The following is a 13866-nucleotide window of genomic DNA, read 5'->3' on the forward strand; positions in this document are numbered from 1 at the left end:
CGGGCCCGCCGAGGACGGCACCGGACCACCCCCGATCCGCTTCGCAACACGCGTTCCCGTGCCCATCCCCACGGGGCCAGCACACCCCCGCAAACCGGACACTCCATGTCACCAGCCGTCAGCCGGGACTCGACCTCGGCCGCGTCCGCCCCTACCGTGAGCACAAGCGCCTCCGCGCGCTGCACGGCCCTTCCGGACGCTCCGCCAAGAGATCACCGGGAGGGCCTTTCGCATGCCCTCATCGGCAAGGTGCCGCCGCCAACGAACAGCCCCACCCCACCGGCATGCCACCGAATCCGTCGGCATGATCAACGCCGGAACCCCGCCCGCGACATGGGCACGGTGAATGTCGCTCAACAGGCATCACGGCGGGGCAGGAGCGCTATTACCGGCGCGACATCGCCCTCGGTGACGGTGCCCGGGGCGCTGAGCTGATGGTGTCCTCCCGTGTGCCGGGGGTGCCGCCCGGTGTGTGGCACGGGCAGGCCGCCGCGGCTTTGGGGTTGTCCGGGATCGTGAGCGACGCGCAGATGCGGGCGCTGTTCGGGCTCGGCCTGCATCCCGACGCCGAGGTGATGGCGGCCCGCGAACTGGGCGGAGGGGCCTCGCTGAAGCAGGCGATGAAGGCGGCCAGGCTCGGGCCGGCGCTGCCGCGGCTGGCCGAACTCTCCCCGCTCGACCGGGAGATCGAGCAGGTCCTGGAGGAGGCCCGTGGGCGGGTGTGCCGCCCGCTGACGAAGGCCGAGACGAAGAACCTGCGGATGAGGACCGCGGCGCACGCGTTCGAGGCCGAGTATCACCGGGCCCCGGCCGACGGCGCGGAGCTCGGCCGGTTCCTGGCCGCCCGGACCGGGCCGCAACGCCGCGCCCGGACCGGCTACGACCTCACCTTCTCTTCCGAGGAGTTGTCGCTGCTGTTCGCGCTCGGCGGCCCCGGGGTGCGGCGGGTCGTGCTCGAGGTCCTGGCCCAGGCCCGCTCGGAGACCCTGGCCTGGATCGAGGACCACGCGCTCGCGGTCCGCACCGGAAGGGGCGGCGTGGCCCAGCAGCGGGCCGAGCCCGGTGTGCTGGCCACCGTCTACCTCCACTACGAATCCCGCGCGGGCGATCCGATGCTGCACGAGCACGTGGTCGTCTCCCCGCGCGTGAAGGGACCGGACGGGCGCTGGCGCAACCTGGACTCGAGGCTCCTGCTGCGCGATGTCGTGGTCGCCAGCGAACTGTTCAACCAGCGCTCCCTCGAACTCGTCTGTTCCCGCCTGGGCCTTGCCACCGAGGAGGTGGAGGTCACCCCCGGCCGGCGGCCCGTGATGCGCATCGCCGGCATCGACCCGCGGCTGCGCGCCGCGTTCGCGCAGCGCTCCCACGCCGTGCGCACCATGGCGGACACCCTGTTCGACGACTACCGGCGCCACCACGGACGCCAGCCGGCGCAGCCGGCCCTGATCCGGCTGCGCCGGCAGGCGACCATCAGGACCCGTCCGCCCAAACGCCGGGCCCGCTGTCTGGACGACCTGCTCGCCGACTGGCGGCGCCGGGCGGTCGCCGCCACCGACCGCACCACCGTCGACACCCTCCTCGCCACCGCCCAGGCTGCCGCCCAAGCCCGGCCTCCTCCCGCCGTGTTCGATGCCGCCGCGGCGGCCGAGGAGATCACCGACCGGGTCCTCGCCCACACGGACTGCGTGGACATCACCCCGCCCGGGATCAAACCCCAACATCCCGACCTGGTACGGCCGGACGGCACCTGCGTCTACCGGCCCATCGGCTCGCAGACCTACACCACCCGCTCCCTGCTCGCGGCCGAGGACCGGCTCCTGGCCGCCGCCCGTACCGGCGTGATCCCCCCCCGGTCGGGCGGGGCACCTTCGCCCGCGTCGCGGCCCTGAACCGCGGCCCGTTGGACGCCGGACAGCGCGCGCTGGCCTCCTCGTTCGTGCTCTCCGACAAGCTGCTGCTGGCCGGACTGGGCCCGGCCGGCTCGGGTAAGACGACGGCGATGCGGCTGGTGGCCCGTGCCGTGGACGCGGCCGGCGGGCGGCTGATCCCTCTCGCGCCGTCCTCCCGCGCGGCGAAAGTCCTCGCCGGCGACCTCGGCCGCAGCGTCCACACCCTGCACTCCTGGCTGCACCAGCGCGCCCGGGCCGCACGGGGCGAACAGGTGGGCAAGGACTTCCGCCTCCGGCCTGGGGATGTCGTCCTCGTCGACGAGGCGGGCATGGCCGGCACCCTCCTGCTCGACCGGGTCCTCGCCGACGCGGCCAGGGCCGGTGCGGTGGTGCGGCTGCTGGGTGACCCGCACCAGCTCGCGGCGGTGGAGGCCGGGGGAGCCTTGCGGCTCATCGCACGGGCGGGCGGCGCGATCGAGCTCGGCCGGCTGCACCGGTTCCGCACGGCGGGGGAGGCCGACGCCTCCCTGACTCTCCGGGACGGCGATGACCACCGGGCGGCGTTCGCCTGGTACCGGGACAAGGGCCGGATCGTCGCCGGGGACCACGAGGCGATGTGCGACCTGGTGTTCGCCGCGTGGGCCAAAGACCTGCAAAGGGGGCTGACGTCGGTGATGACGGCCGCCGACACGGCGAGTGTGACCGCGCTCAACCTGCGTGCCCAGGCCTGGCACATCGCGGCCGGCACCGTCGACACCCGCCGGACCACCGTCCTGCGTGCCGGGCAGCGCGCGCACCCGGGCGATGTCATCGTCACCCGCCTCAACCGCCGCCGCATGACCGTGCGCGGCGGCAAGGACTTTGTGAAGAACGGCGACACCTGGACCGTCCAGCAGATCCTGCCCGGCGGCGACACGGTAGTCCGCCACACCCGGCACCGCGGCCGCATCCGCCTGCCCGCCGCCTACCTGGCCGCACAGTGCGAACTCGGCTACGCCTCCACCATCCACCGCGCCCAGGGCATGACGGTGGACACCTCGCACGCCCTGGCCTCCGCCCGCTCGACCCGCGAAGGCGCCTACGTCCAGCTGACCCGCGGGGCGCGCACCAACCGCCTCTACGTCGCCATCGAGGACGGCGACCACCTCGACGACGTCCTCGCCTCCATCGCGGCGCAGCGGCGTGCCCAGCTGTCGGCGACCGAGTCGATCGCCGCACTCCAGCAGGACATCAGCGCTCCGGGGCAGTTGTCGGCCGAGTTCGCCGATGTCACCGAGCGGGCCACCACCGCCCGCCTGACCGGCCTGCTCGAGCGCCTCCTGGGCCTGGAACGGGCTGCGATGTTCCTGGCCGCCGACGCCTACCCGGCCCTGATCCGCGCGCTCCACGACGCCGAACGCGCCGGGCACGATCTGCCCCGCCTGCTGGCCCACACCGTGCCGGAGCGCCAATTCGCCGACGCGGACGACCCCTCGGCGGTGCTGACCTGGCGGCTGCGCGCACGCCTGAAGGACGCCACAGAAGCCCAACAGGACACCCGCCCCCGTCCCCTGGCCGCACTCACCCTGGCCCACCTGCACACCCTGGCCCGCCTCGCTGCCTCCCACCGCACCACCGCCCGCGAGGCCCTGAAGGCCGCCGACGCCGCCCTCACCCACCTCCCCGCCCCGGTCACCACCCGCACTGGCCACCCCCACCCCGCCTGGGACCAACGCCCCCTGGGCGACCTCACCCGCACCCAACTCGCCACCCAACTCGCCCTGGTACGTACCCAGATCCGCCACGCCCGGACGAACAACACCCCCCTGTCGGACACGGCCCGGCACGTGATCGCCGCCCTCACCCGCGAGTCCCGGCTGCGCCGCGCCCTGCCCTGGCGCGACCACGCGCGCGAGGACTTCCAATGCGAACGGGCCACCCACACCACGCCCCCCGGCACCATCCCACCGGCCCCACTCCGCCGCACCCTTGCGACCCGGCGCACTGCCGCCCACCAGCGACACCGTTCGGCCCGCGCGGCGCTGGCCCGCGCGGATGCCGTCACCGGCAAGATCCACGCCGAACTGCGACGGCGCACCCGCCTGCCCGACCACCCGCCCCACCGCCCCGACCACCGCGGCCCGATACCCGACTGGGTCGCCGACCGGCACGCCCTCACGCACCCCGACACCCCCGGGCACTGGGCCATCCACCTCGCCGAGCGCCACCGCATCCTGGCCCGCTCCCTTGCCGACCGCGGCCACACCCTGGCCACTACTCCGCCCGCATGGGCCCGCCCGCTCGGCCCCCCGCCGCCCACCAGCGCCCCCCGCCGCCGCCACACCTGGGCCACCACCGCCGCCCTGGTCGAACTGTGGCGCACCCGCCACGCCATCACCGCAGTTCCCGGGCTCGGTCCGCGCCCCGCCGACCCCCACGATGCCGCGGCCTGGGACGACCTGGACGCCCGCATCCGCGCCCTGACCGGACACCGACGCCCCCTGCCTCTCCCACCGCCCGACGCCCCCGCCTCGGTCCTCATCCAGGCAGCCCTCAGCCACCTCGACACACCCCCGCCCACCGCACCCCTGCCCGACCACCCCGCCCTGCGCGACCCCCTCGCCCACGCGGCGATGGATGCGCGTCTCGCGCGGCGCGCCCTGGCCGCCGTCCTCGCTGGCAACCCCCTGCCCGAACCCTGGATGGAGGACATCACCGCCCCTTCAGAAGACGACGAGGACGAACAGCGCACCTACACCAGGCTCCTCACCGCCATCGGCGACTACCGGCGCCACCACCGCGCCGGCCCCGACCTGCTCGGCCCCCGCCCCCCAGGCCTCGAGGGCGAGGAATGGGACCACCTCACCGACGCCATCGACCTCTACACCCACGCCCGCGTCACCCGCCGCCTGGAGGAGATACGGGCCCGCGCCTCCGCCGAACGCGCCGCCCTCCTGCCACCCGCCGCACCCCTGCACCCACCGCCCGCACCCGCCGTGAACCGGCCCGGCTCCCGCCCCCCAACCCGCTGAACCCCCCGGCCAGCACCCCTTCGCTCGCACCCGAAGACCGGCCCACCGCGCGCGAACTCCCTCCGAGCCCGCAACGAACGCGAGTGAGTATGGAACCCACACCCGGCACAGCCGCATCCAACTGGCGGATCGCAGCGTGCCACTGGCATGGCTGCGCGAGCATCCCGGGCAGGCAGCCCCGCTGTTCGCCCGCGCCAAGGCCGAGGCCGGACACGCCTGGTGCCTGTGCCGGCATCCCGCCCCGCGGCTGGTCATCCGCTGCACCCGCGCCGACCGCTACCACGTGGCGGGCTGGCCCGGCGAAGGCACCCAGCACGCCACCACCTGCCCCTTCCACAAACTCCCGCCCGGCCTGTCCGGCCGCGACCGCTACAGCACCCACGCCATCCACGAGACCGACGACGGCGTGTCCATCCGCCTGGGAACCCCGCTCACCCGCACCCTCACCGGACCCCGGCCGTACGATGCCGCACCGGACGAGCCCCACCACGAAGGAGCCTCGCACCGCTTGGTGGGCCTCCTCGGACTGCTGCACTGGCTGTGGGAGGAAGCCCACCTCAACACCTGGCACCCACACATCCGGCGCCGCACCTGGCACACATGCCACGCCCAACTGCACCAGCAGACCCGCGAGACCACCGTCAACGGCCACCCCCTCCACGAGGTCCTCCACATCGTGCCGCCCTTCACCCGGGCCACCGCCGCCGCCAACAATGCCGCACTGGAAGCCCTGCGCGCCCGGCTCGGGCGCCACGGCGACACCGAACACCGCGCCCTGCTCCTCGGCCAGGTCAAAGACGTCCACCCCACCCCCTGGGGCTTCGCCTACCGGCTCGCCCATCAGCGCACCGCGCTCTACGCCCGTACCGCCCTGCACGAGCGGGCCGCCCGCTCCTACCCCCGCGCCTTCGCCCGGACCGCCACCGAACACGGCGCCACGCGCGTCGCCCTGTTCGTCGTCGAACGCAGCCCAGAGGACACCTCCTCGCCGCGATGTTCACCACCGCCACCTACATCCCCGCCGACTCCTCGCACGAAGTGGTCATGGCCAACGCCCTCGTCTCCTGCCACCGCGCGTTCGTCAAACCCGTCCGCTACGACATTCCGACGCGGTGCTGCCCGACTTCGTCCTCACCGACACCGACCCCGCCACGTACGTCGAGGTCTACGGCATCCACGGACGCGAACGCTACGACCGGCGCAAGGCCGTGAAACGGGAGTTCTACCAACGCCAACGGGCGCACCTCATCGAGTGGGACATCGCCCACCCCCTGCCCACGCTCACCCGTGAAGACCCCGGCCGCCCCGGCCACCGCGGATAGCCCCGGGGCCACGGACAAGGCCTCGCCACCAGGCCGCAGCAGCCCCCCGGTCGCCGGCCCCAACAGACGGCCTCGATCACCCGGACGGGGCCCGCCGCCTTCCCCGGGGGGACACCGGACCGGACGGCCGGCCCACCACCTGCAACCCGGACCGCCCGGGGCTGGAACCTCTTGTCCAACCACCCCTCCAGCAGCGCATAGTGAAGCAACATCACCGAACAACCGGACAACCAGAAACGGACGGCCGTGACCACCGCATACAGCGAACCCTCCACACAGCGCATCCCCGGACGGGCCTGGACGGTCCGCATCACCGGCCACGGCGGCCGCACCGCCTCGGTCACCTGCAGCACCACCGCGTGCCGGATGCCACCCCGCTCCGAGGACCTCACCGCGCTGCGCACCTTCGCCGCCGCCCACGCCACAGCCCACGCGAAGGCGGCCACCCTCCACCCCCACGCCTACTGCCACTGCGGCTCCCAGCGGTGCGGTGCCCACCCCGACACCAAGACATCCTGCGCGGGCGCAGCGGTCATGATCCTGCGCCACGACCCCATCGTGCGGCGGGTGTGGAGCGTCGAAGAAGTCTGCGAGACCTGCGCCCCGCTCATCCCGAACGCCACCGTCCTGGCCCGCGCCGCACGACCGCGCCACACCACCAAACCACCCACGACGCCCGCTACGCAGGCGTCGGCACCCGCCCGGCCGGGCATCGCGGGCGGCTTCTCCTCCGCCCCCACCGAAGGCGACACGGCCCCTGTCCGGCGTTCCCGCCGCGCATCGCAGAGGCCCCGTCGTCGGCATTCCGGGCGGGGATACTGAAGGCGCGCCGCGACCGTGAACGGGCCATCACCCTGCCCCGACGACGCGAACACGCCTCTCCGGGCTTCGTCTGCACATGGCCACCGGCACGAAGTTGTGGCGGGACGTACAGGTGCAGACCCCTGGAGCAGACGGCCGGGACGCTGGAGCAGCACGCCCGCGGCTGATCGGGCAGGGTTCTGCCGTACGACGTCCTTGGCATCGCCCGCTACCTCAAGGGCGAGCGCTTCTCCGTCCACGGCTGGCAGACCCCGTGGCAGCCCGGCAGACCGGGTCGACCGCATCCGGGCGGGGAGTGCGACGGCCCCCGCCCGGAGAGCCGGCGCTTCAACGGACCCACTCGTACGACTCGTCGTCCTCCCACCTGGCGTCGCGATCGTCGCCGTTGAGCAGGTCGTTCACTTCGGCCTCGGTCAACTCGGTCTCGCCCATGGGCTCATGATGCCGAGCCGACCTCATGTGCGGTATCGCCGGCCGCGCCCCGCGGGACGCTTCTGTGGATGGTTCCCTTCCCGTTCCCGTGTGACGGAACCGGCCGGGTGGGCAGGTCGGTGGGCGTCACCGTCGTGGGCAGGCTGCTGCCAGCCGCCGTCCATGGGCCGTGCGGCGCCCTCCCCGCCGAGCAGAAGGTCCCCTCTCCATGAGCGAACAACAGTGCATCCTCCTCCCCGGCGACGTGCGCCTCCGGCCGGCCGGGCGGGGAGACGACGCGCCCGCCCCGGCGCGGGCGGCCGGGGCAGAGGAGCCGGCCGGCCGGACCGGGACCGGGGCCCGGGTGGGGGAGACCAGTACCGCCCGCCGCGGCACCGGCCTCACGCCTGCCGGGACACCGGAGGTCACCCGCGGCCCGCAGGATGCCCTGTGCCGCTGGCTCCGACTAGACGACGGAGCAGGCCAATCGCTGGCCGTCCTCACCACAGGGCCCGGCACCTGGCGCGAGCACACCCCCGGCGATCCGGCCACCGGGCACACGACGCCCGGAGCGGCGCGGTGACCCGGACGACGCTGGGCACCGTCATCTCCTTGCTGCTGCGCGCCGTCGGTCCGCTCGTCCGCCGTGGCCTTCCCCACCTTGCCCTGGCGGTCATGGCCACGCTGGTGTGCGGCGCCGCCTTCGCTGTCGGGAACGGGCTCCTGCACATCGCCCTGTGGTGGCTGGCCGGGGGGTGGCTGCCGGCAACCGTTCTGCTCGGCCTGCTGGGGGCAGCGGCTCGTCTGGTCGCGTTCGTGGGCCTGGCGGCGGTGATCCTGTTCATGCCGCTGATCATCACGGCCGACTGCTTCACCGTCCGGTCCCGTGCAGTCCGGGACGACCACATCACCAACACGCTCTAGCTGTATTGATCATGCTGTCAGTCGTGGATCTTGACCATGGCGGAGACCCCCGGTGTGGTGGAGGTGTCGAGTCTTCACCGCTCTTCCTGTCCCACCGTCATGCCCGACTGACCGTGCAGGGCAGACGGATCCCGGTTCCACCGTGAAGAGCCGGTCTGCCAGCGCGCCGGTGTTTGCAAGGACGGGAGGCTGCCGGTCCTGGGGATCGTAGGCGGTTCCGCGGCCCGGCGTCTGCGGATCGATGCCGCAGCCCTGCACCGGGTTTCGCACCGGCCGCTGTGCGGTGCTCCGCCCCCGCCACGGCCCCCGGGAGGCCGTCCACCGCTGGCCAACGGCCGGCCCCTTCGCTGCTGCTCCCCGCCACCGCCGTCCTCCTGGGTGTCCCCGGTCTCCCGCTGCTGCGCCTGGGCCAGGCGGTCGAGCGCGTCCTGGAGCCCTGCGGCTCCCGGCGGTTGCGCTGTACCGGGCCAACCTCCGTTACTGCGCCCGGTGTCCGCGCGACGTCGCCATCTTTGGAGCGGGGGAGGCTGGCCGGATCGGGCCCGGGCGGCAGAGGGGCACCATACGCTGATGGCCGGTCAGGCTCCGTACTCGACGAGGAGCTCCTTGTGACTGCTCAGGATCGCCGTACCGTCCGTGTTGTGCCGTCCGCCTCCGGCGGGGCCTCGAAGCCCTTCGGGAAGACCAAGGCCCCGTCATTTCTGGCCACCGTGCTCGCGGTCACCGCCTACCCCGGAGTGCGCGTGGTCGACGTCGGCAGTCAGCCGTCCGCGGACTCGGGCGGGCACCGGCACGTACAAGCTGGCCATCCGCGACACGCCTTGGCCCGGCCCTGACCCGCTGGCCACCGACCCCCGCGACAGCTGACGCCCCGCCGGTTCACGGCCTGGAGGCGGCGGCCGTCCCCGTCCGGCCGGCGCCGGGGCGGGACGATCCCGGGGAACTGCTCCGCTGATCCCCACCGCCGGGCCGGTGCCTCGCACACGGGCCGGGGAAGCTGCCAGCGCGCGGGCCGTGTCCATCCGGGGCGTTTGCGCGCGCTGCCGCGGGGAGCCGGGCGTCCCGCCCGCGCTCCGGCCCGGCTGCGCCGCTCCCGTCCGGCACCGCCCACCTCCCGCCGGTTGGGCTGGCCGGTGCTCCGCCTTCACGCCCGCCGGTACCAGAAGTCGGCGGGCCGGCCCGTGATTTCGGCTGCTGCTGGCCTTGCAGCGGCGTCGCAGATTCGGGCACGCGGTGCCAGGTTACCTGCGGCCTCGGCAGCAGAACCGACTGGCCTGCGCAGGTTCCTGTGTGCTGCCCGGACAGGTTCCGCGCCGCGTCGTGACGGACCTGGATTCTTGCCCGCTGTGGTGGGTTCCGGAGCAGGACTGATTATCCGACATGTGGGCTATTACGCCCGTATGGGTGGTCTCGTCTCCTGTGCGGCGTCCTTGTGCCCGGGGCCGCGTTCAGCAGGGCGTGAACACCTGTGAATGCGACCGCGGTATCAGCACGGGCCCTGGATTCCAGGCCGCCGGCTTCTTGCGTCGGCATCAGCTTGGCGTGTCCTGGGCGAATGACGACGGCCCGAAGGCGATGCAGATCCTCATGCTCCTCTACGTCGGCCTGCAGGGTGATGCTCCGCTTCGCGTCGATGTTGCGGCCAAGGCCGAGGAATGCGGGGTGACCACCGAGGAGTTCCGGGCCGAGGTGGCCTGGCTTGTCGAGCACCGGTTCCTCGCGTTGGACGGGGACGTCGGCGAGGTTCTCCGGCTCTGGGTGAACCCGTCGGTGGCGTTCCTGCCTGGGACTGATCCACGGGTCGCGGCGGCTCGGCACCGGTTCCCGTACATCACCACCGCCGGCCGTGGGATGAAGGCCGGGGAGCCGGTCGCCGTCCACCCCTACGAGCCAGGGCTCTGGGAAGCGGTCTACGACCGCCAGCGGGACATGTTCGAGGACCCGCCCGTCTTCTCCCACTGCGGCCTCCACGCCCAGTAGGCCTCACCACCCGCCGCAACGGCAGCGGACCGCCCCACGTCGGGTCCGTCCGGGCGCGGCCCGGCCGCCGGGCAACAACAACGGCGCTGCGGGGCAGGCGTTGGCGGGCGCCTGCCAGGCGTTCTTCAACGGCCGCGGACGACGTCGATGCAGTTGTCGTTGATGCGCTGCCAGTCCAGGGCGATCTCGAAGCGGGTGTGCGGCTTCAAGTCCTGGGCGCTGACCGGGGCCGGGGCCGGCCGCGGAGCAGAGCGATGTCGAAGTTGCCGTCGGGGCGGGCGAGGTAGTCCAGAGCGGCCCGGACGTCGTCCGTGCCGAATCCCGTGGCGCGCCCCAGCCGCTCCAGCGACGTCGACACCCGCTCCTGGTGCCGGAATTCCTCGGTGAAGTGGGACAGCAGGGCCTGTTCGGCCGGCTCGACGGCCTGGTGTTCCCGGATGGTGTCGCCGGAGGCGGCCGTACGGGGCCGGCCGGTCTAGTGTTGCGCCATGCCTCTCAGCGATGACGAGCACGCGCTGCTGCTCAGGGTCTCGAAGGCCGAACGGCCCGTTGCCATGTCCGACTTCATCCACGACATTCATCCTCCGGATTTCCCTGTCGAGGCCGCGGAGGACGACCATCGTCGTGAGGCGTGGGTGCACAAGCAGTTCGGCTTGTACAGGGCGGTGGTCCGCCTGCACGAGCTGGGCCTGGTCCGGGTCGTCCACCCGGCGAACGGGGAGCGTCCCGACCTGGTGGAGGCGACGCAGGAGGGCCGCACGACGCTGGGGTAGCTGCTGCCGAAGCACTACGGACATGGGCGACGGCATCCGCTTGTCATCTGGGTGGGCGCTGCCCTGTGCGGTTCGGGCTCCGGCTCGCTGGGGTCCTCGTTCACCGCACGGCTTGGCTCCCGTGCCATAGCCGAATGATGGCGACGTCGGCAGTACGTCCGAGTCCGGCCGGCCCGCACCAGCGTCCGGCTCCCTGCCTCACCTACCGGCGGCGGACCTCGACCATGAAACAGCCGAATCCCACCGCGCGGACATGTACCAGTGTCACGGCCGGATCGGCGAAGGCATCGCGCAGTGCGTCGTTCACCTCGCCGGCCCGTTCCTTGGGGATCTCGATCAGTCTCCCGCCGAGGATGTGCCCCTGGGCGCTGTAGGCGCGCAGCATCCGGCGAGCACCGTGTAGTTCGGCTGGATAGCCGGTGCCGGAGGCCGGCACGCCGCACTCCTCGGCATGGACGAATACCGGACCGCACTCGTCGTACGGGCCGGGTTCAGCGCCTGTCTCCTCCGCCCAGCGGCGCAACGGCGCGTACGAGACGAGGACGATCCGCTCACCTGCTTCGCTGTGCCGCAGACAGCAGCGCAGCGGGCACCGCCCTGCGGATCGGTGACGGGTACCCGGGTGCAACCGGCGTCGTCCTGTTCCCGCAGCCGCTTCAGCACGGCCGGATCGATGGCCCGCACCTCATACGTCGTGGTCATGGCTCCAGCATCCGCACATGCCCGTCCTCGCGCTGGCGGAAAACAGACACCGCCCTGGAGGGCTGCCCCATGGCCTGCGCAGCTTGATCGCCGACCTCGCCCGCGGCGAGCCCTCCGCCCGCTGTCTCGGTGACATCGCCTGACATGGCGGGGTTCGACGGCCGCGTCCCCGACGACACCACCATCACCGTGCTGTGACGGCGTTGTGGATTTGCTCGCGGAGTTCGACGGCTTCGGGGGCGGGTGTGTAGGGGGCGGCTTCGTCGTGGAGTTCGGCGAGTCGGTCTCCGACCCGGGTGCTGCCGATGGCGTCGAAGAGTGCGAGGGCGGTCCGGGTCTGGCGGTGGGCGCCGGTGACCTCGCCGGTGACCAGGTGGGTGCGGGCGAGGCCGAGGTGGTCGAATGCCTTGGACCGTACGCGGTGTGCGGGGCGTAGTTCCAGGGCACGGCCGAGCAGGCGCAGGGACTTTTCGGCTTTGCGGGCGCGGCCGGGGCCTTCGTCGTGTTTGGCCGCGATCTGGTGGGCGACGCCGATGGTCGCGCACAGTTCGGCTTCGTCGAACCAGGCCATGTGGGCGGGTTCGTCTGCGGGGTTCATGTCGGTGAACTGTTCTTCGGCGGTGCCGGCGGCGTGTTCGCTTTCCCTGGTCTGTCCGAGGATGGCGTGGAAGCGGGCCTGGAGGGCGGCGAGCATGGAGCGGGTGGCCGGGGTGGCGTGGCGGCGGGCCCCGTACTGCGCAAGACAGACCAGATCGAGGGCGTCGTCGTAGTGCTCCAGATGGGACATCTGGCGGGCCATGCACTGCAGGATGTGGGCGCCGAGCGCTTTGTCCCCGGCTTCGCCCGCGGCGTGCAGAGCGGCCAGGAACAGCTTCTGGGCCCGCTGGTGCATTCCGGCGTCGAAGGTCATCCATCCGGCGACGGATCCGAGGTCGGCGACGGCGGCGAACAGGGCGCGGCCGGTGTCCTCGTCGTAGGAGGCGGTGCGCAGCAGGGCGTTGGCGTCGGCCATCTGCGCGATGACGGCGGTGCGGGAGAGGGCGCCGCCGTGGCGGTTGTCGGTGTCGCGGAACATGGCGGTGAGGGTGCGGATTCCCTCGATGTCGCCGGCGCCCAGGCGTCCGCCGCCTCGGGCCATGAGGGTGGAGGGGGTGGCGGTGGGCCACTGGTGGAGAGGGCCGAGGAGGGTGTTGCCGGAGTGGATGGCGCGGGCGTCGTCGGTGTCACGGGTGTGCGGGACCATCATCTCGCTCCGGGTGAGGTGTTCGATGGCGGCAATGGTGGTGGCGGGCTGCCAGGGCAGGTCGGGGGCGACCGTGATGGGGGTCGTGCGGTCCGGCATGCCGATGTCGGCGCAGACGAGCGGGAATCCGGTGTGGTGGGCCAGGCAGTCGGCGATGAGCTGCGGTACGGGGTGGCGTGGTAACTCTCCGGCCCGCCATGCCCTCACCCTTCCTTCGCTGGGGTTGATGCCCCGTTCCCCGGCGGCGCGCGCACGGTGTGCGACCTCGCGTGCGAGGGCCGCATTCGAGATGCTGGCCTTCTCCAGCCAGTGGCCGAGTAATTCGTTGCGGTGCTTTACGGTCCGGGGCCTGCCTGCCGCCATGGGGATGCCTCCAGTCCGTCGAACTGCCCAGTCTAGAAGCAGGGTTGACAGGTGGGGAGGGCCGGGAATTTCTCGGCGGTATTCGGCGGGGTGCCCGGCGTGCGGGCGGCGGGGCGAACGGGTGGCAGCGGCGGCGGTCGGCGGGTTCCGGGCCTGCTCACCGGGTGGTGCTCTGGTCGTGCCGCGACCGAGTGGGGCGCGGCGGCGTCATCCAGGTTCACGACCACGGAGGTAGTCATGGATTCCACGACCACGACCGCGATCACGGCAACCGGGGCCGGGGTGGCTGGCGAGACCGGCACGGCAGTCGCCGCCGGTGTCCCGGGCATTGCCCTGCCGGAGTCGTTCTCCGTCGAGGGCGCCACCCTGGGCCGTCAGCCGAACAACGACGGCGACAACTCCGGCGCCATGTGGTTCGAGTGACCA

Annotated in this window: 10 protein-coding genes and 2 pseudogenes; 9 read left to right on the top strand and 3 right to left on the bottom strand. The window is 72.8% G+C overall.

The genetic code is table 11. The features are described 5' to 3' along the window. Positions 1-398 precede the first annotated feature (398 nt). From mobF to AB8735_RS37185, 7 genes are all read left to right on the top strand, one after another. Positions 399-1889 carry a MobF family relaxase gene (gene mobF, locus AB8735_RS37155; RefSeq protein ID WP_372412469.1) on the top strand — a complete coding sequence of 497 codons (1491 nt, stop codon included), beginning with the start codon at positions 399-401 and terminating at the stop codon, positions 1887-1889. Between the two features lie 11 nt (positions 1890-1900). Beyond that, on the top strand, positions 1901-4900 hold the full coding sequence (locus AB8735_RS37160; protein WP_372412241.1) for an ATP-dependent RecD-like DNA helicase: 3000 nt from the start codon (positions 1901-1903) through the stop codon (positions 4898-4900). 136 nt (positions 4901-5036) lie between these two features. Continuing rightward, positions 5037-6191, top strand: coding sequence for a DUF1173 family protein (locus AB8735_RS37165; RefSeq protein WP_372412242.1), 1155 nt, complete (start codon positions 5037-5039; stop codon positions 6189-6191). A gap of 277 nt (positions 6192-6468) precedes the next feature. Beyond that, complete coding sequence (locus AB8735_RS37170) at positions 6469-7044, top strand: hypothetical protein (RefSeq protein WP_372412243.1); 576 nt, start codon at positions 6469-6471, stop codon at positions 7042-7044. Between the two features lie 640 nt (positions 7045-7684). Next, on the top strand, positions 7685-8038 hold the full coding sequence (locus AB8735_RS37175) for a hypothetical protein (protein ID WP_372412244.1): 354 nt from the start codon (positions 7685-7687) through the stop codon (positions 8036-8038). Beyond that, a complete protein-coding gene (locus AB8735_RS37180) occupies positions 8035-8379 on the top strand; it encodes a hypothetical protein (RefSeq protein WP_372412245.1) in 345 nt (114 codons plus the stop codon). Before AB8735_RS37175 ends, AB8735_RS37180 begins: the two co-directional genes overlap by 4 nt. A 1542-nt stretch (positions 8380-9921) precedes the next feature. Continuing rightward, a complete protein-coding gene (locus AB8735_RS37185; RefSeq protein WP_372412246.1) occupies positions 9922-10359 on the top strand; it encodes a hypothetical protein in 438 nt (145 codons plus the stop codon). Positions 10360-10564: 205 nt separating this feature from the next. Here the strand turns inward: AB8735_RS37185 and AB8735_RS37190 are convergent. Further along, positions 10565-10801, bottom strand: a pseudogene (locus tag AB8735_RS37190) (DUF6042 family protein); the annotation flags it as partial. 46 nt (positions 10802-10847) lie between these two features. Between AB8735_RS37190 and AB8735_RS37195 the strand changes: the two are divergent. Next, positions 10848-11132 carry a hypothetical protein gene (locus tag AB8735_RS37195; protein ID WP_372412247.1) on the top strand — a complete coding sequence of 95 codons (285 nt, stop codon included), beginning with the start codon at positions 10848-10850 and terminating at the stop codon, positions 11130-11132. A gap of 202 nt (positions 11133-11334) precedes the next feature. Here the strand turns inward: AB8735_RS37195 and AB8735_RS37200 are convergent. Beyond that, a pseudogene (locus AB8735_RS37200) lies at positions 11335-11834 on the bottom strand (DUF1203 domain-containing protein). 184 nt (positions 11835-12018) lie between these two features. Further along, positions 12019-13440 carry a transcriptional regulator gene (locus AB8735_RS37205; RefSeq protein WP_372412248.1) on the bottom strand — a complete coding sequence of 474 codons (1422 nt, stop codon included), beginning with the start codon at positions 13438-13440 and terminating at the stop codon, positions 12019-12021. Between the two features lie 237 nt (positions 13441-13677). On the opposite strand from AB8735_RS37205, the gene AB8735_RS37210 reads away from it, so the two are divergent. Further along, positions 13678-13863: a hypothetical protein gene (locus AB8735_RS37210; RefSeq protein ID WP_372412249.1), complete on the top strand. Its 186-nt coding sequence runs from the start codon at positions 13678-13680 to the stop codon at positions 13861-13863. The last annotated feature ends 3 nt before the right edge of the window (positions 13864-13866 follow it).

The sequence above is a fragment of the Streptomyces luteireticuli genome (assembly GCF_041519305.1).
In the GTDB taxonomy this organism is placed as follows: domain Bacteria; phylum Actinomycetota; class Actinomycetes; order Streptomycetales; family Streptomycetaceae; genus Streptomyces; species Streptomyces luteireticuli.

What these genes read in the sequence shown, in the direction of transcription:
- AB8735_RS37175 (WP_372412244.1), top strand. Translation starts at nt 7,685, where the DNA reads ATGAGCGAACAACAGTGCATCCTCCTCCCCGGCGACGTGCGCCTCCGG.
- AB8735_RS37195 (WP_372412247.1), top strand. Translation starts at nt 10,848, where the DNA reads ATGCCTCTCAGCGATGACGAGCACGCGCTGCTGCTCAGGGTCTCGAAG.
- AB8735_RS37205 (WP_372412248.1), bottom strand. Translation starts at nt 13,440, where the DNA reads ATGGCGGCAGGCAGGCCCCGGACCGTAAAGCACCGCAACGAATTACTC.
- AB8735_RS37210 (WP_372412249.1), top strand. Translation starts at nt 13,678, where the DNA reads ATGGATTCCACGACCACGACCGCGATCACGGCAACCGGGGCCGGGGTG.